Raw genomic sequence first — 17536 nt, 5'->3', positions numbered from 1 at the left:
GTGCAGGGCACGGTCTGAATGCCGCTGTTCGGGTTAGTACCTGGTTGGTTTTTGTTAAGCTAGTAAAACTACATGCTTGACTGATATTTCACGCAGTTTTGATGTCAAAATCGCTTTAGTGCCTTGCTAGTGTAGTAATGCTACAGTAATATTGCAATATAAGTTTTTATTGATTACAAAATTCTGAGCGATGACCCCGATCCAAGACAATCCCGCTTTTACTTTCGTGCTGTTCGGCGGCACCGGCGATCTTTCGATGCGAAAGATCCTGCCCGGCCTGTACGCCGCCCACCGGACCGACAAACTGCATGCCGACGGCAAGATCATCTGCGTCGCACGGGAAGTCATGGACACCAACGCGTTCGTCGAGAGCGTGCGCTCACGGGCCACCGGCTATTTGAAGCAGCCAGCCGATGCCGCCTGGGACAGCTTCCTGCAGCGCATTGAATACCTGACCATCGATGCATTCGCCCTTGCCGGCTACGCGCCGCTGGCGCAGCGGCTGCACGAGGCGCAAGGCATCTGCGTGTTCTATCTGGCCACCGCGCCGGCGCTGTTCGAGCCAATCTGCAATCATCTGGCGGCCAGCGGCATCGACCTGACGCAAGCGCGCGTCGTGCTCGAAAAGCCGCTCGGCACCGACCTGACCTCGTCGCGCAAGATCAACGATGCCGTGGCGCGGGTCTTTGCCGAGAACCAGATCTACCGGATCGATCACTACCTGGGCAAGGAGTCGGTGCAAAACCTGATGGCGCTGCGTTTTGCCAACTCCCTGTTCGAGCCGCTCTGGCGCCGCGAATCGATCGCCCATGTCCAGTTGACCATTGCGGAAGAGCTCGGTGTGGAAGGGCGCGGCGAATTCTACGACGCCACCGGCGCCCTGCGCGACATGGTGCAGAACCACCTGCTGCAACTGTTATGCATGGTCGCCATGGAGCCGCCGACGTCGCTGGACGCCGATGCCGTGCGCGACGAAAAGCTGCGTGTGCTGCGCGCATTGAAACCGCTGACGCAGCAGGATGTCGAGCAGAATGCGGTGCGCGGGCAATATGCGTCGGGCGCGGTGCGCGGCAGCCCGGTGGCCGGATATCTCGACGAGCCCGGCATCAAGCCCGGTTCGCACACCGAAACCTTCGTCGCGCTGCACGCGCAAATCAACAACTGGCGCTGGGCAGGCGTACCCTTCTTCCTGCGCACTGGAAAACGGCTGCCGCAGCGCAGCGCCGAAATCGTCATTACCTTCCGTCCGGTTCCCCATGCAATTCTGCCGCTGCCAGCCGGACTGGCCGGTGAAGGCGCCAACCGGCTGGTGATCAAACTGCAGCCGGACGAATCGATTCAGCTGCATTGCCTGGCCAAACAGCCTGGCGACGGCATGCACCTGCAACCAGTGGTGCTGGATCTGGCCCTGGATAAAGTATCACCGCGCCACCGCGCAGAAGCGTATGAACGACTTTTGGTAGACGCAATCCGCGGCAATCTGGCACTATTCGTGCGCCGCGACGAGCAAGAGGCTGCCTGGAAATGGGTGGCGCCGTTGCTGACCGCCTGGGACAACGCCAGCCTGCCGCCGAAATCCTATTCCGCCGGCACCTGGGGCCCGGCCTCCTCGTCGGCACTGTTGTATCGCGCCGGCTTTACCTGGCCCGAGGAGAGTTAATGAGCATCGAAATACGCCTGTTTGGCGACACCGCGCAGGCTGCCCATGCCCTGGCCGACACGGTGGCACGGGCGGTGCAGGCGCGCTTGCAGCATGCGCCACGGGCCTTGTTGCTGGTGTCGGGCGGGCGCAGTCCGCTACCAATGCTGGACGTGCTTGCGCAAGCGCCCTTGCCGTGGCCGCAGATCGACGTCTCGCTGGTCGATGAGCGTTGCGTGCCGGAGGCGCATGCCGATTCGAATTCGGCGCTGGTGCGTCGTCATCTGCTGGTGGATCGGGCCGCCGCGGCGCGCTGGGTGCCACTGCTGACCGACGCCACCGTGCCGGACCAATGGACCATGGCCCGGCAGGCGGCGCAAGCGGCCTGCCAGAACGCGGCGCTGGCCGACCCGGCGGTGGTCATTCTCGGACTCGGCAACGATGGCCACACCGCCTCGCTGTTTCCCGATGCGCCGCAATGGCCGGATGCGCGCCAGACCAGCGCGCGCTACGTGGCGGTGCAGCCGCAGACCGCCGCGCATGCGCGCGTCGGCCTGTCATTGCAAGCGCTGATTGACCAGAAGGATTGTCAGGTCTGGTCGGTCGGCAATGACAAGCTTGACACGATAAAGCGTCTCGTTGAACTGTTTCGCCAAGTCGAACACGGTGACGCTGACCTGGAACAACTCCATGCAGCAGGTCCGTTGGCCCTGCTGATCGCACACCAGAAAGTAACCCTCCATGTCTTCCACAGCGCCAGCTAGTTCCCGCGATCCGCACAGCGCGACATACCTTGACGGCCCGCGTCTGCTGGCCGATGTCGGCGGCACCAATGCGCGTTTCGCGCTGGAACGCGCGCCCGGCCAGATCGACACCATCCGGGTGTTGGCCTGTGCCGATTACGTTGAATTTGCCGCGGCCGTGGAGGCCTATCTGACCGAGGCGGGACGACCGCCGGTGCGCCATGCCGCCATCGCCATTGCCAATCCGGTGCAGGGCGACGAGATCAAGATGACCAACCATTCGTGGGCGTTCTCGATCGAAACCACCCGCCGCAGGCTGAATTTCGACACGCTCCTGATCGTCAACGACTTCACGGCGCTGGCGATGTCGCTGCCGCATCTGGAGCCAACCCATCTGGAGCAGATCGGCGGCGGCAAGAGCCGTCCCGGTGGCGTCATCGGATTGGTCGGCGCCGGCACCGGCCTCGGCGTTGGCGGCCTGATTCCGACTGCCGGCCGCTGGATCGCACTGGGCAGCGAAGGCGGTCACGTGACCTTCTCGCCAACCGATGAACGCGAAGTGGCGGTCTTGCAGCATTGCTGGAAAACCTGGCCGCACGTGTCGGCCGAGCGGCTGGTTTCCGGCCCCGGTATCGAATTGATTTACCAGGCGCTGGCCATGCGCAGCGGCGGCAATGTCGAGGCCTTGCCGACCCCGGAAATCATTCGCCGCGCACTCAAGGAAAACGATGCCCTGTGCCTCGAAGTGGTCGACTGCTTCTGCGCCATGCTCGGCACGGTGGCCTCGAACGTAGCGGTGACGCTGGGCACGCTGGGCGGCATTTATATCGGCGGCGGCGTGGTGCCGCATCTGGGCGACTATTTTGCCCGCTCGCCGTTTCGTGCCCGCTTCGAAAGCAAGGGCCGCTTTGGCGAATATCTCGGACAGATTCCAACGTTTGTCATCACCGCGCCGTACCCGGCCTTCGTCGGCGTTGCCGCGATCCTGTCGGAGCATCTCGGCGGCGGCAATGCGATCCCGATTCTCGAACGCATCCGCAAATCGCGTTCCCAGTTTTCACCGGCCGAGCAAAAAGTCGCCAGCTTGATCCTGGCCCATCCGCGCGCCGTGATGAACGATCCGATTTCCGAAATCGCGCGCCGCGCCGACGTCAGCCAGCCGACCGTGATCCGCTTCTGTCGCTCGCTCGGTTGCCAGGGCCTGGCCGATTTCAAGCTCAAGCTGGCGTCCGGCGTGACCGGCACGGTGCCGGTGTCGCACAGTCAGGTACATGTCGGCGATTCCTCGCTGGATGTCGGCGTGAAGGTGGTCGACAACACTATCTCGGCGATGCTCGAAGTGCGCGACAACCTCAATACCGACGCGCTGACCGCCGTCATCGAAGCGCTCAGCCAGGCCACCCGGATCGACTTCTACGGCTTCGGCAGTTGCGGCCTGGTGGCCGAAGACGCGCGCCAGAAATTCTTCCGGCTCGGCATTCCGACCTCGGCCTCGATCGACCCGCAATTGCAGGAAGTCTCGGCCTCGATGCTCAAGCCCACCGACGTGGCGGTGATCATTTCCAACTCCGGCCGGTTGCGCCACCTGGCCCCGGCAGTCGAAGCCGCGATGGCCACGGGCGCAACCGTGATCGCGCTGGCACCGGCCAATTCGCAACTCGCCAAACGCGCGCATCTGACGCTGGCGGTGGATCACGACGAAGGCAGCGCGGCGCACATTCCGATGGTCTCGCGCATCCTGTTGCTGGTCCTGATCGACATGCTGGCGGTGGGCGTTTCGCTCAGCCGCACCAGCCCGTTTGCGGAGCTGCAGCGTCAAGTCAAGCGCGGCATCCTGACCCATACGCTGACCCATCCGGGGCTCAACCCCGGACGTGCGACTGCCGAGGGACCGGGCGGCGACGATGACAACGGACCGGTTGCGCCGGTCATTTCCCACACGGTGTAGTGCGTTGTCGTGGTAACGCTGTGTCAGAGCGGGGCGGCGTCCGGTGGATCGGGCCAGCGCGGATGTCCCGGCGCGCTCTGATAGATATCGATGGCGGTTGACCTGCGAGGTCCGCTCGAAAGATAGGGGTTGGCACCGTGTGCCAGAAGCAGCCACAGCAACTCATGCTGCTGCGTCGCTCCCGCAGTGTAGGCCACCTGGCCGATGGCCGAGAACCCGATGTTGGCGCAGCGGTAAACATCGGCGCCATGTTCCAGCAGCACCCTGGCCGTTGCGACGGATTCATCTTTGTTGTCCGCATTGAACGCGCTGCCAATCATATGCAAGGCAGTCTGGCCATACTGATCGGTGGCATTGACCTCGGCCCGGCCCGATTCCAGCAGCACACGAATGCTTTCGGGCTGCCGTGATTCAGCGGCCGTCCACAGGAGGGGCTGCGCGTCGACCCCGGCCGCCAGCAATACCCGCAGTGTTTGCGTGTCGCCGGTGCGGGCGGCGTCCTTGGCGCGCTTGGCGATCAATGGAGCATTGCCGCTGGCTGCCAGCGCCAACAGTATCTGGTCACGAGCCGCCGGCTCCCGTTTCAGTGCGATCCTAACGTACCGTTGCAGCCGGTTCGGGCCGATTTGACGCCCGGCATCGCCTTGCAGCAAGGCCTCAATTCGCTGCTGCAGCGATATCCGTGGTTCACCTTCCATGTCCATCAGCGGCAAGTCGTCACGGCCGAAGCGCAACAGCTCGGTGAGCAGGCTGTTGACATACAGCGGCGGCCCACCCGCATCGTCGGAGGCAGCGCTACCATGGCTGGCTGGCAGGCTATCGCTTTCTTTCCACTCTTCCGCGCCCTCGTCCGCACGCAGATCGGGGCAGGCCCGGCCCTGCTCCAGCGGATTGACGATACCGTGCCGCACCAGCGTCGCCAGCGCGTCGAGGGAGGCGCGATTGCCGCATTGGCTGGCGGCATGCAGATGCGACCACAGGTTCAGCGGATTGCCATCCATCGGCGCCACCTGCGCAAGGGCGGCGGCGATCTCGGCAGCGATGTGCTCGGGGAAGCCGGGATGATTGGGCGGCGCCACAAAACCTGCTTGGGCGAACTCACGACGCAGGCGCGGGCCGATGCGCGGTGGTGCAACGTCAATGCAGGCGCACAGCCGAAATAGTGTGCGCCTGCGCTGCATGCCGGAAGCGCGTTGCGCTGCCGCGGGAGCCGGGTCTGATGCGGGCTCAGGCGCTGCGGCCCGCGCGCGATTGTCGTCGGCCGGTGCTGGTGGCGCAGCGATAGGCCGCGGGCTTGAGGAGGAAGAACTGGCGGAGCGCACGATAACTTTTCCTGATGAATGACGACACATAAAGTGCCCGCCACCATGGCCGGCATCGAAGTAGTGTATGTGTCCAGCAGGATTATCAGGTTCCGTCAGCGCGGTTGTTCAGGGAGCGGCACAACGCGCTCCAGCAGCACGCAACCGGTAGCCAGCAGGGTGACGCTGTCGTGCGCCACGGTCAGCAGTGCGCCGCTGTAGGCATCGCGCAGCCTGGTGCCGTCGGCGAAGACGCCGTGCACTGGCAAGGTCACCTGGCCGCTGAGCGCCGGCGCAATCACCACGCGGTCATCGCGGCTGTCGTCGATGCGCGCAAACACCCACGGCTGCAGCGACAGTCGCTGGTGCTGACCGCGCGCAATCGCCACGTGTGCCGCGCGGAAGCGTCCGAGCTTGCCGGCGTGGGCCAGCAGTGCAGCGTCGGGGCTGTCCCAGTTCATCGGCGAACGGGTGGCCTGCTGCGGATCGCCTGCCGGCGCGCTGCCGGGTTGCCGACCGCTTTCATCACCATAGAAAATCTGCACGCCGCCCGGCGCCAGCAACAAGGTGGTCAGCCCTTTTTTCAGATCGGTGCGCGGATACAGCAGCGTATCGTGCGACGAAATATACGACAGCATGTCATGTGCCGGCGGCGTCGCCAGGCCGGCCGCATAGCCGCGATACAACCCGTCGAGGGCAGCCTCGTCGCCGCTGGCGCGGGCCTGAAAATCAAAGTTGATCATCGAATCGAAACCGGCATCGTGCCAGCTGCTGCGCTCGGGACCGTGGCCCCAGACTTCGCCGGTCATCCAGAACGGCGCATCGTCGATTTTGCCGGTGGGATGGCGCGCCTTCCAGTCGCGCAGCGCCTCGCTTGCCGCGGCTTTCAGCGCACGCCAGCTGTCCGGCTCGACATGCTTGACGGTGTCGGCGCGAAAACCGTCGACGCCGTATTCGCGCACCCAGTCACTCAGCCACGCGACCAGATAGCCGCGCACCGGGGTTGCGGGCACGGTGCGGGCGCGCGTATCGGTCTTGTGCTGCAGGAACGGCGGCAGCGCCACCGGCGCGGATTGCTCGGTCTTGAAGTCGGGCAGATAGGCCAGCGACATGGTGAAGTCGTCGCGTCCCGGATCGCTGTAACCGGGCAGGCCGGCGCGCACCCAGTCGCGGCCCCACCAGTCGCCAAAGGCAAAATTGTTGTAGTCGATGTAGCTGTGATAATCGCGCAGCGTGGCTTTTTGCCAGCCGGGCCAGAGCACCTTCACGCCGGTGTCCGACAGGCTCTGCAGGTCGGCATAGCCGGGATGGTTCATGACCACGTCAAACAGCACCCGGATGCCCTGGGCATGGGCAGTGTCGATCATCTCGCGCAACTCGTCTGGCGTGCCCATGTTGGCATCGAGCGTGGTGTAGTCGAGTGTCCAATAGCCGTGATACGCGTAATGCCGGAAGCTGCTGCTGCCGCCCACCACCCAGCCGTGGATCTGCTCGAATGGCGCGGTGATCCACAAGGCATTGACGCCGAGTTGCTGGAAGTAACCGGCGCGCAGTTTTTGCGTGATGCCAGCCAGGTCGCCGCCCCGAAAGGTGCCGGGCGCGTCCGGATTGTCCGGATCGCGCTGCTGGCGACCGTATGAATTGTCGTTGGCCGGATTGCCGTTCTGGAAGCGGTCCGTGATCAGGAAGTACACGATCGGGTTGGCGGCAAACGGTGCGGCGGCCTGCACCCCGCTGACCAGCAACCAGGTCGACAGCAGCGCCGCCCGCAGCGCCCCGATCATCCCTTGACTCCACCCGCCGTCAAGCCCGACACCATCCAGCGTTGCGCCAGCAGGAACACTGCCGTGATCGGCAGGCCGGACAGGATCGCCGCGGCGGCAAAATCACCCCACAGATATTTTTGTTCATACAGGAACAGTTTCGATCCGACCGCCAGCGTCAGGTTGTTTTGCTCGTGCAGCAGCACTGACGCCACCGGGTATTCGATGATCGCACCGATGAAGGCCAGCAAGAACACCACCATCAGGATCGGCACCGCCATCGGCAGCAGCACGTACAGGAAGGCCTGCCATGGCGTGGCGCCATCGACTTTGGCGGCTTCCTCGATCTCGGCCGGGATGGTGTCGTAGTAACCCTTGATGGTCCAGATGTGCATTGCAATGCCGCCGGTGTAGGCCAGCACCAGGCTGCCATGGCTGTCGATGCCGAGCCAGGGCACGTAGCTGCCGATCAGGTCGAAGATGGTATAGATCGCAATCAGCGCCAGCACCGCCGGGAACATCTGCAGCAGCAGCAAGGCCGACAGCGCGCCCGACTTGAACCGGAACTTCATGCGCGAAAACGCATACGCGCACGTGGTCGACAACAGCAACGTCACGACCGCCGTCATGCTGGCGATCTTGATCGAATTCCACAGCCAGCGCAGCACCGGAAAATCCGGCTCGATCAGGGTGCCGTTCGGCCCCTGATACGACATGCCGAGCGCAAGCCGCCAGTGGTCGAAACTGATTTCGGACGGAATCAGGCTGCCGCTGGCGAAATTGCCGGGACGCAGCGAGATCGACAGAATCATCAGGAACGGAAACAGCACCATGCAGATCAGTGCGATCACGGCGATGTGCGCCAGCACCACGCGCCAGCGGTTGGAACGGTCGGTTACGATAGCCATGCTGCGCTCCTCATTTGTTCACCTTGGTCAGTCGCATGTTGATGATCGACAGGCTTGCCACCAGCACGAAGATCAGCGTCGAGATGGCGGCCGCCAGGCCGAAGTTCTGGCCAGAATCCTCGAACGCAATCCGGTACGTGTACGACACCAGCAAATCGGTGGTGCCGGCCGGTACGGTGGTATCGAGGAAATCGGGACGGCCGCCGGTCAGCAGGCTGATCAGCACGAAGTTGTTGAAGTTGAAGGCAAACGACGCCACCAGCAACGGCGTCAGCGGCTTGATGATCAGCGGCAGCGTGATGCGGAAAAAATTCGTCAGCGGCCCCGCGCCCGCCAGCGCCGAGGCCTCGTACAGGTCGCCCGGAATGGCCTTGATCAGCCCCATCGTCAGCACCATCATGTAGGGATAGCCCAGCCAGGTGTTGACGATCAGGATCATCACCTTGGCCAGCGTGGTGTCCGAAAACCAGGCCGGCTTGATGCCGAACAGCGCGTTGAGAATCAGGTTGATTTCACCGAAATTGTTGTTGAACAGGCCCTTGAACACCAGGATCGAAATGAAGCCCGGGACCGCATACGGCAGGAACAGCAGGGTGCGGTAGACGCCGCGGAAGCGCAACTGGTCCCAGTTCAGCAGGATTGCCAGCACCGTGCCCAGCGCCAGCGTCGTAAACACGGTGATCGCCGAAAACACCACGGTCCAGACGAAGATGCGCACGAACGGGCCGCGAAACGCCGTGTCGGTAAAGATCCGCGTGAAATTGGCGAAGCCGACATTGACCTTGAAGCCAGGCTGGACGTTGACGCCGTCGGCGGTCTGGTAAAAGCCGGTGGCAAAGTTGGGCTTGAGCAGTGCGCCGCTTTCGGTGTCCTTGAGCGTCTGGTCCGGCTGGCGTTGCCAGACTGGTTCGACCGGCGCGAACTGGCGCAGTCCGGCCATGCGCAGCGCGGTCTTGTCGGGCAAGGTCAGCGTCAGGGCTTTCAGTGCGCGCTGATGCCCGATCACGTCCTTGACGGTCAGCGGCTGGGGCAGCAGCGGCGCGGCCGCTTCCGGCGTCAGCGGCGCCAGTGCCACCGTTAGCGGCGTGTCCGCCAGCAGCGCCAGCGCCGGCGTGACATACACCGCCGCATCCTGCTGCAGCCGCACCCGATAGCCATTGCCGTCGGCATGCAGCGTCATTGCATACGCACCGCCCGGCGCGCGTCGGGTTTCGTCGAGCAGAAAGCGGGTGGCGCGTTCGAATGGCAGCAGGTTCTTCGAACTGAAATTGGTAAAGCCGATGGAAATCGTATAAATCAATGGGAACAGCACGAACACGATCGCCGCCGCGACACCCGGAAACAGGTAGCGGTAGGCCAGCATGCGCGGTGACGTGTAGATGAAACCGACCAGCGTCAGCACGGCGAGAAACCCGAGTGCGAGGGTGGCCTGACCGGTCGAGTACAGCATCGCGGCCAGATACAGTCCGGCCACCAGGATGGTGATCAGGATGGCCGGGCCGATGGATTTACGCAGGGACATGAGCGGTCTTTGAATTCGGGAATGCGAAAAGCGGTTCACCGAATCGCTCGGCGAACCGCATCAGTGCGGTGCTGTTAGTTCGCCGTCAGGATGCGCTTGGCGGCAGCATCAAGACCTTCCTTGGTGCCCTGGCGACCCTGCGTGATGTTTTCCAGCGCCGATTTCATCGAGGACCAGAAGCGACCCATCTCCGGATTGTTTGGCATCGGGACACCGGCCTGTGCGCTGGCCATCGTTGCCTGGATGTTCGGATCGGTCTTGAGTTCGTTGAACAGCGCCTTGTTGGCCGGTGTGCCCAGCGGAACATCCGCGTTGATGGTTTTCAGTCCGGCCACGGTCAGCATCTCGCCTTCGAGGAATTCGGTCGCCACATCCTTGTTCGGACTGGCTTTCGAAATCATCGCGCCCAGCACGCCGACGAACGGCACGGCAGTCTTGCCGCCGACGGTTGGAATCGGTGCCACGCCGAAGTTGATCTTCGATTTGCGCACGTTGTCCCAGGCCCACGGGCCATTGATCATCATGGCGATCTTGCCCTGGTTGAAGCCGGCTTCCATGTCCGAGTAGCCGGCGCCCTTTGGCATCGCATCCGATTTCACCAGCTTCAACAGCATGTCGGCGCCAGCGATTGCGCCGGCATTGTTGACACCGGTTTTGGTCGCATCGTAATTGCCGTCGGCTTTCAGGTTAAAGGCATAACCGCCGCCGGCGGCCAGCATCGGCCAGGTGAAATAGGTATTGGTGTAATCCCACAGGATGGCTTTCTTGCCGTCGGCCGAGAGCTTCTTGTCCAGCGCCAGGATTTCTTCGAACGTCTTTGGCGGGGTCTTCACCAGATCCTTGTTGTAGATCAGTGCAACCGCTTCGATCGAGAGCGGATAGCCCCAGGTCTTGCCGCCGACCGTGAAGGCTTTCCATGCCAGCGGATCGATGCCGTCATGCACGGCCTTGCTCGGCTCGATCGATTGCAGCAAGCCGCCGGCAATCCATTCGCCAAGGCGGTCATGCGGCCAGATCCAGATGTCCGGACCCTTGCCTGCTGCAGCGGCCTGCTGGAATTTGGTGGGTGCATCTTCCGGATGTTCGACGACAACCTGGATGCCGGTCTTTTTGGTGAACTCTTCGCCCAGTTTGGCGATGCCCTTGTAACCCTTGTCGCCATTGACCCAGATCAGCAATTTGCCGGGTTCAGCGGCAAACGCCGTGCTGACGCCGCCAAGGGCGCTGACCATCAGCATTGCGGCGACCAGCTTGCGGCGAGTGAAATTGCGTGTTGAAAGTGACATTGTCTTCTCCATTGAAATCACGAGGCTGTTATTGAGATGGCAGGGTGCGGCCCGCGTTACGCACCCTGCCTGAATGAAGCAATCAGCGGCAGGCGCGGCCGTCTTCGTCAAACACATGCAGCCAGCCTGGTGCAATCGTCAGTGCGGTTTTCTGGCCGATTTCCCACTCCCTGTCCGGCGCACTGCGCACCACCAGCGGTACGTCGCTGCCGGCCACGGTCACATAGATATAGCTGACGTCACCGAGATGCTCGACCGCATGCACCTCGACCGGCACGCCGCCCGGGTTGTCGCCCAGCGTGATGTGCTCCGGACGGGCGCCGATGGTGACCTCGGTGCCAACGGCCAGGGTGCGCGTGGTGTCGACGTCAAAGGTGGCGTCGCCGATACCAACGGTGAGGTTGTTGTGGCCGCCGACGCGCACGCTGCCCTTGAAGAAATTCATGCGCGGCGAGCCGAGAAAGCCGGCCACGAACAGATTGTCCGGGCGGTGATACAGCTCCAGCGGCTTGCCGACCTGTTCGATGCGGCCGGCATTGAGCACCACGATGCGGTCGGCCAGCGTCATTGCCTCGATCTGGTCATGCGTCACGTACAGCATGGTGGCGCGCAACTCGCGATGCAGGTTGGCCAGCTCGATGCGCATCTGGACGCGCAGCGAGGCATCGAGATTCGACAGCGGTTCATCAAACAGGAACACGTCGGGCTTGCGCACGATGGCGCGACCGATCGCCACCCGTTGGCGCTGGCCGCCGGAGAGTTCCTTGGGCTTGCGCTCCAGCAGCGGCTCGATATGCAGCACCTTGGCGGCATGCATCACGGCGTTGCGGGTGGCGCCTTTTTCATCGCCGGCCAGCTTGAGGCCGAACGCCATGTTGTCGAACACGCTCATGTGCGGATACAGCGCATAGCTTTGAAACACCATCGCAATGCCGCGCTGCGCCGGCGGGATGTCGTTGACCAGGCGCGCGCCGATCTTCAGCTCGCCCGCGGTAATTTCTTCCAGCCCGCAAATGGCGCGCAGCAAGGTCGACTTGCCGCAACCGCTGGGACCGACGAAGACGATGAACTCGCCGTCGGCGATGTCCAGATCGATCCCATGCAGCACCTTGACGTCGCCGAATGATTTCTTGATGCCCGTGAGCTGCAGTCCTGCCATGTAATTATCCTTGTCCGATTGCGCCAAACCAGCCATCGAAGGCGGGCAAGGTGATGGTGCCGTTGGCGGCCGTTCCGGTCAGTCCGCTGCCGAACAATGCAGTCGCAGCGCTGGCATCGGGCCAGCTGAAGGTGACGGGTTGGTCGCCGAGGTTGAAGGCGGCCAGCAGTGCTGGCATGCCGGGCAGATCGCGCCGCAATGCCAGCACCGGTTCGGCGGTGTCGAAAAACCGGATCTGGCCGATCGTGAGCTGCGGGAACTGACGCCGCCACGCAATCATGTTGCGCGCAAAATTCAGCGGCGAAGACGGCTCCCGATCTTGCGCATCGACGGCAGCGCGCGCATGTTCCGGCGGCACCGGCAGCCACGGCTTGCCATGGGTGAAGCCTGCATGTGGCTGGGTCGCCTGCCACGGCATCGGCGTGCGACAACCGTCGCGGCCTTTGAAGTCGGGCCAGAACGTAATCCCATACGGGTCCTGCAGCTGATCGAACGGGATGTCCGCTTCGGTCAATGCCAGCTCGTCGCCCTGGTACAGGCAGGGTGTGCCGCGCAGCGACAGCTGCATCGCCAGCAGCACCTTGGCCAGTTGGGTGGGTGCATGGGCGCCGCCCCAGCGTGTCATGACGCGCACGCTGTCATGGTTGCCAATCGACCACGAGGCCCAGCCACCCGCCACGCGGGCTTCAAACTGCTCGACCTGGGTGCGGATATGGTGGGCTGAAAATTCGGGCGTCAGCAAATTGAAGCTGTAGGCCAGTTGCAGCTTGTCACCGTCGGCGGTGTAGTCGGCCATCACGGCCAGCGAATCGTCGGCCCCGACTTCGCCAATGGCGACGGCCTTGAATTCGTTCATCAGCGTGCGCAGGCGCACCAGAAATGCCAGGTTCTCGGGACGCGTCTTGTCGTACACATGCGCCTGCATGCCATACGGATTGACGGCCGACACGCTGCTGGTATCGCGTTTGGTGGCTGGCGGATTGTTACGCAGCAGCTGGTCGTGGAAATGGAAGTTGCAGGCATCGAGCCGGATGTCGTCGACGCCGCGCTCCAGCCAGAAACGCAGATTGGCCAGATGGGCATCCTGCACCGCAGCACAATGAAAATTCAGGTCCGGCTGGCAGCTCAGGAAATTGTGCAGGTAGTACTGCCGGCGTTGCGTGTCCCATTGCCAGGCCGAGCCGCCGAACACCGACAGCCAGTTGGTCGGCGCGCTGCCGTCGTCGCGGGCATCGGCCCAGACATACCAGTCGGCCTTCGGATTATCGCGGCTGCTGCGGCTCTCGGTAAACCACGGATGGGCATCCGAGGTGTGCGACAGCACCTGGTCGATCATCACGCGCAGTCCCAATTCATGGGCGCGGGCGATCAGGGCGTCGCAATCTGCAAGGGTGCCGAACAGCGGATCGACGTCGCAGTAATCGCTGATGTCGTAGCCGAAATCCTTCATCGGCGACGTAAAGAAAGGGGATATCCACACCACATCGACGCCGAGACCGGCGACGTAATCGAGTTTCGCGGTGATGCCCGGCAGGTCGCCGACGCCATCGCCATTACTGTCAAAAAAACTGCGGGGGTAGATTTGGTATATGACTGCCGCACGCCACCAGTCGGGGCTGCGATCGGAATGCATCATGATGGTTCCGGTAGAAAAGAGACTCGTCGACAAGCTGACGAAGACGAGTCAAGGCCGTTGCTGGCCGAGGACAAACTCCAGAAAATGAAACATGGCCGCAGCGCGGGGCTGCGGCCATGGGTCAACTTACCACCATGTCTCGACCTGGAAACCAACCGTGCTGCCGTTGGTTTTGGCGCCGAAGGCACCGGTTGTCGACAACGCATCGCCAGCACCCGCTGCCGATTGCGCAGCATCGTTCCACTTGGCGTAAGTGTAGTACGCACGCAGCACCGGACGCGACCAGAAACCATTGCCGGCGCTCAGTTGCGGAGCAATCGTGAACTTGGTCAGATGACGGGTCGCCTGATTGTCTGGCTTGACCTGGTCGTAACCGAATTCCGCTGCCAGACTCATGTTGTCAGCGAAGTGGTAGACCGGACGCACGCCGAACGAAGTCCATTTGCTGTGGATCGATGCGGTTTCCTTGTCTTCGTACACGAAGGTACCCATTCCGGACCACTTGGTGCCTTCAGGCTGGACCATGATCTGTTCGGTAATGCGCGTCACCTTGTCGTCTGTCAGCGCGCCAAAGTTCACGCTGCCGGTACCGGCGCCACTGCCTTTGCCGTACTGGAGTGCGATCTTGTTGAAGCCGCCCATCAGATTGCTCTGCACGTGCATCGCGGTCAGCAAGTGGCCACTGGCGGTCGGAGCGCTGGCGCCAATGCCGTTACGCTTTTGCATCAGCTCGGCACCCAGCGTCAGTTCGCCATCCGGATTGGTCTTGATGCCCGAGAAGCGGATGTCGTGGGTAAGAATCGTGCGCTTGTTGTCTGCATCGTCGGCATTGCGGATGATGGCGTAGGCCAGCTTGACGCCGCCCAGATCAATGTTCTCCAGACCGGCGCCAGGACCGCTGTCATTCCAGAAGTAGTAATCCGAAATATGCACGTCTTGACGATCGTAGAAGCGTTTGCCAACCCAGGCCTTGGCTTTTGAGAACGCGCCGGTACCGATGTTCTCGGCGACAGCGTTGGCTTCGCGCCATGCCGGTGAATACTGCTCGAAATCGGTGTTGTTCTTGACCACGAATGCCAGCCGGGTATTGAGGCGGATGCCGAAGCCGTTGGCGCCCTTGAAGGCTTCGCCGCCGAAGGCCAGCTCGCCGTAGGTCTCGCACTCGTTACCGAGGCGGAATTTCGAACCCGCGCCAGCCAGGCCGAAACAGGCTTCCTTGCCGCCTTCGCTGGAGGTGCCGAAACCGGAGCGGAAATAGCCACCGAAGTCGATTGGGAATGCGGCCTGCGCAAACGACGCTGTCAAGGCCAATGTGGCTGCCACCGGCAGTGATTTCAAAATGCGGCTCATTTCATCTCCTAATAGATTTTTTAAAATTGTGTCGTGCGCGAACTTAGTCAACTCGACCAAGCGCGAATTCCCTGTTACTCCCGGCATATGCTCCAAGCTGCCAGGCATTGCGCCAGACTTTCGGACATGACAGATCGTCACGGCCAAAATCTAGTGAAACTACAATTCGCCTGTTTGAGGCTGAAACCGATAAAATCGCATTTGCTGCACGGATTCCTGTAGGCCACTGTGATTAATTCTAGCATTTCTTTGTAGTTTTACTAAAAAAATTGCATTTTTTTTGATGCAAATGTAACAACGCCGCATCGTGAAGTTCGGATTTAAGCCTGATCTCTGCTATGAGAATATGCGGCCGGAAGGGTAATCCGCACCAATGATAGTTGAGTGTTGTAAAATTGCTGTACTAATACTACAAGTAATTGAAGTACATTCGCTTTTCTGCCATTTGTTCTGGCAGAGACCGAAAGTCCTCAATAATTGTCCTGAACATCAGCTTTTCCTGATGTCGTTTTCGACATCATTTGCCCCCTTGGAGAATTCATGCGCCTCATCACCTTGATTGCCCCGCGTCTGTTGCCGACCCTGTTTGGACTATCCCTGCTCGGCGCCGCGCCCTTTGCCGGCGCCTCGACCGAGGGCGCTCGCTATGAAGCCTGCGCCTCCTGTTCGCCGCGCGACATGGCGTGGAGCGAAGGCGAGTTCGACCAAATTTATCTGACAGCCAATCCTGGCCCGGCCAATCTGCAGCCGCAGGAACTGCCGGTCGATACGCTCAGCCACGCGCTGTTGCTGTTGAAGGTAGAAAGTAAGGGCAAGCCGGTCGGCCTGTTCGATGACGACAGCGCGAGCAGTTTGGCGCGTGGCCTGGCGCTGGCGCTGGCCAAGGCCGGTCCGCAGCAGGATGTGATTTTCTTTGTGGTCAGCCGCGGCAACAGCGGCGTGCTGGGCACCAAGGTCGGCACCAGCGGCCGCGCCTTCATCGACCGCACCGGCCTGAACCTGATCGTGGGCGAAGCACAAACCGATTTCATCGGCGCCTATCGCGCCACCCGTCGGGCGCGCGAATTCAACTTCGGCAGTCGCGCCAAGGCATCGAAAGTGGTGTTGTCGTCGGAGGGCATGCAGCATCCGCGCACCGACTCGGTGATCCTGTCGGTGACGCCAAACACGCCCAAAAATACGATACTTGCGCCGGCCATGCCAACGCAATATCAACCTGCCCCGGTCGCTGCACCGCTGCCGGTGGCGCGCGATGACAAGTTCTATGCTGCCCAGGAAGAGCGCCTGAAAGCGCTCAAGCGCCTGCGCGCGCAAGACTTGATCACCGAAGAAGAGTACGCCGCCAAGCGCGCCGACATCCTTAAATCGCTGTGATCGCACCGCGCATCCGGCTCGCCGCCGACGGTCCGGAATTCTCCCGGATCGTGTTCGGACTGTGGCGGCTGGCCGAGTGGAATCTTGCGCCAGCGGCCCGGGTGGCGCTGCTCGAGCAGGCACTCGCGCTAGGCGTGACGACGGTCGACCAGGCCGATATCTATGGCGGCTATGTGTCGGAAACCTTGCTCGGCGAGGCGCTCGCGCTGGCGCCGGGCTTGCGCAAGCGGCTGCAGATCGTCAGCAAATGCGGCATCAAGCTGGTGCATCCGAATCGTCCACAGCACCGGGTCAAGCATTACGACACCAGCGGCGCGCATATCCTGGCGTCGGTCGAGACGTCGCTGCGGGCGATGCACACCGATCACCTGGATCTGCTGCTGATCCATCGCCCCGATCCGCTGATGGATGCGGATGCCGTGGCCGAGGCTTTTCTGCAATTGCAAAAGGACGGCAAGGTGCTGCATTTCGGTGTTTCCAACTTCACGCCGGCGCAGTTTGATCTGCTGTCGTCGCGGGTGCCGCTGGTGACCAATCAGGTCGAGCTGTCGGTGCTGCAGCCGGCCGCGCTCACCGACGGTTCGCTCGATCAGGCCCAGCGCCTGCGCTGCGCGCCGATGATCTGGTCGGCGCTCGGTGGCGGGCAGTTGTTTGGCGACGGCGATGCCCGGGTGCAGCGGGTGCGCGCCGAACTGGCGCGGGTCGCTGCACTGCACGCGGTCAGCGAAGCGGTGATTGCCACGGCCTGGGTATTGCAACATCCGTCCCGGCCGCTGGTGCTGACCGGATCGGGCCGGATTGCGGCGATCGCCGAGGCGGTGTCCGCCTGCGCCGTGACCCTTGCGCGCGAAGACTGGTTTGCAATTCTGGCGGCGTCAACGGGTGCTGAAGTGGCCTGATGGATTGC

General features: G+C 62.3%; 13 protein-coding genes. 5 read left to right on the top strand and 8 right to left on the bottom strand.

Features of this window, described 5'->3' with window-relative positions; genetic code table 11:
- Positions 1-199: 199 nt before the first annotated feature.
- The 3 genes from zwf to RCH09_RS00945 are packed head-to-tail and all read left to right on the top strand — an operon-like array spanning position 200 to position 4330.
- On the top strand, positions 200-1660 hold the full coding sequence (zwf, locus tag RCH09_RS00955) for a glucose-6-phosphate dehydrogenase (RefSeq protein WP_326939296.1): 1461 nt from the start codon (positions 200-202) through the stop codon (positions 1658-1660).
- Entirely contained in the window at positions 1660-2403 is a 744-nt protein-coding gene (gene pgl / locus RCH09_RS00950) for a 6-phosphogluconolactonase (protein WP_326939144.1), read from the top strand. Before zwf ends, pgl begins: the two co-directional genes overlap by 1 nt.
- Positions 2381-4330, top strand: coding sequence for a glucokinase (locus RCH09_RS00945; RefSeq protein WP_326939143.1), 1950 nt, complete (start codon positions 2381-2383; stop codon positions 4328-4330). Before pgl ends, RCH09_RS00945 begins: the two co-directional genes overlap by 23 nt.
- Before the next feature lie 23 nt (positions 4331-4353).
- Here the strand turns inward: RCH09_RS00945 and RCH09_RS00940 are convergent, their stop codons facing one another.
- The 8 genes from RCH09_RS00940 to RCH09_RS00905 all read right to left on the bottom strand — a co-directional run bounded on the left by RCH09_RS00940 (position 4354) and on the right by RCH09_RS00905 (position 15255).
- Positions 4354-5511 carry an ankyrin repeat domain-containing protein gene (locus tag RCH09_RS00940; RefSeq protein WP_326939142.1) on the bottom strand — a complete coding sequence of 386 codons (1158 nt, stop codon included), beginning with the start codon at positions 5509-5511 and terminating at the stop codon, positions 4354-4356.
- 236 nt (positions 5512-5747) lie between these two features.
- Positions 5748-7415 (bottom strand): alpha-amylase family glycosyl hydrolase, encoded by a 1668-nt coding sequence (locus RCH09_RS00935; protein WP_326939141.1) that lies wholly within the window; start codon positions 7413-7415, stop codon positions 5748-5750.
- On the bottom strand, positions 7412-8302 hold the full coding sequence (gene malG / locus RCH09_RS00930) for a maltose ABC transporter permease MalG (protein WP_326939140.1): 891 nt from the start codon (positions 8300-8302) through the stop codon (positions 7412-7414). Before malG ends, RCH09_RS00935 begins: the two co-directional genes overlap by 4 nt.
- Before the next feature lie 10 nt (positions 8303-8312).
- Positions 8313-9824 carry a maltose ABC transporter permease MalF gene (malF, locus tag RCH09_RS00925; RefSeq protein ID WP_326939139.1) on the bottom strand — a complete coding sequence of 504 codons (1512 nt, stop codon included), beginning with the start codon at positions 9822-9824 and terminating at the stop codon, positions 8313-8315.
- A 74-nt stretch (positions 9825-9898) separates the two neighbouring features.
- Positions 9899-11110, bottom strand: a complete 1212-nt coding sequence (gene malE, locus RCH09_RS00920) for a maltose/maltodextrin ABC transporter substrate-binding protein MalE (RefSeq protein ID WP_326939138.1) — start codon at positions 11108-11110, stop codon at positions 9899-9901.
- An 82-nt stretch (positions 11111-11192) separates the two neighbouring features.
- Positions 11193-12269 (bottom strand): ABC transporter ATP-binding protein, encoded by a 1077-nt coding sequence (locus tag RCH09_RS00915; protein WP_326939137.1) that lies wholly within the window; start codon positions 12267-12269, stop codon positions 11193-11195.
- A gap of 4 nt (positions 12270-12273) precedes the next feature.
- Entirely contained in the window at positions 12274-13905 is a 1632-nt protein-coding gene (locus tag RCH09_RS00910) for an alpha-amylase family glycosyl hydrolase (protein WP_326939136.1), read from the bottom strand.
- Between the two features lie 126 nt (positions 13906-14031).
- Positions 14032-15255 (bottom strand): maltoporin, encoded by a 1224-nt coding sequence (locus tag RCH09_RS00905; RefSeq protein ID WP_326939135.1) that lies wholly within the window; start codon positions 15253-15255, stop codon positions 14032-14034.
- A gap of 540 nt (positions 15256-15795) precedes the next feature.
- Here RCH09_RS00905 and RCH09_RS00900 point away from each other — a divergent pair.
- Complete coding sequence (locus RCH09_RS00900; protein ID WP_326939134.1) at positions 15796-16629, top strand: SHOCT domain-containing protein; 834 nt, start codon at positions 15796-15798, stop codon at positions 16627-16629.
- Positions 16620-17528, top strand: a complete 909-nt coding sequence (locus tag RCH09_RS00895) for an aldo/keto reductase (protein ID WP_442784988.1) — start codon at positions 16620-16622, stop codon at positions 17526-17528. The genes RCH09_RS00900 and RCH09_RS00895 overlap by 10 nt, the downstream gene beginning before the upstream one ends.
- Positions 17529-17536 lie beyond the last annotated feature (8 nt).

It is taken from the genome of Actimicrobium sp. GrIS 1.19 (assembly GCF_035984655.1).
In the GTDB taxonomy this organism is placed as follows: domain Bacteria; phylum Pseudomonadota; class Gammaproteobacteria; order Burkholderiales; family Burkholderiaceae_D; genus Actimicrobium.
This window is presented reverse-complemented; position numbering and strand designations above follow the sequence as displayed.

What these genes read in the sequence shown, in the direction of transcription:
- RCH09_RS00945 (WP_326939143.1), top strand. Translation starts at nt 2,381, where the DNA reads ATGTCTTCCACAGCGCCAGCTAGTTCCCGCGATCCGCACAGCGCGACA.
- pgl (WP_326939144.1), top strand. Translation starts at nt 1,660, where the DNA reads ATGAGCATCGAAATACGCCTGTTTGGCGACACCGCGCAGGCTGCCCAT.
- RCH09_RS00905 (WP_326939135.1), bottom strand. Translation starts at nt 15,255, where the DNA reads ATGAGCCGCATTTTGAAATCACTGCCGGTGGCAGCCACATTGGCCTTG.
- RCH09_RS00915 (WP_326939137.1), bottom strand. Translation starts at nt 12,269, where the DNA reads ATGGCAGGACTGCAGCTCACGGGCATCAAGAAATCATTCGGCGACGTC.
- RCH09_RS00940 (WP_326939142.1), bottom strand. Translation starts at nt 5,511, where the DNA reads ATGCAGCGCAGGCGCACACTATTTCGGCTGTGCGCCTGCATTGACGTT.
- RCH09_RS00900 (WP_326939134.1), top strand. Translation starts at nt 15,796, where the DNA reads ATGCGCCTCATCACCTTGATTGCCCCGCGTCTGTTGCCGACCCTGTTT.
- RCH09_RS00910 (WP_326939136.1), bottom strand. Translation starts at nt 13,905, where the DNA reads ATGATGCATTCCGATCGCAGCCCCGACTGGTGGCGTGCGGCAGTCATA.
- malG (WP_326939140.1), bottom strand. Translation starts at nt 8,302, where the DNA reads ATGGCTATCGTAACCGACCGTTCCAACCGCTGGCGCGTGGTGCTGGCG.
- malF (WP_326939139.1), bottom strand. Translation starts at nt 9,824, where the DNA reads ATGTCCCTGCGTAAATCCATCGGCCCGGCCATCCTGATCACCATCCTG.
- malE (WP_326939138.1), bottom strand. Translation starts at nt 11,110, where the DNA reads ATGTCACTTTCAACACGCAATTTCACTCGCCGCAAGCTGGTCGCCGCA.
- RCH09_RS00935 (WP_326939141.1), bottom strand. Translation starts at nt 7,415, where the DNA reads ATGATCGGGGCGCTGCGGGCGGCGCTGCTGTCGACCTGGTTGCTGGTC.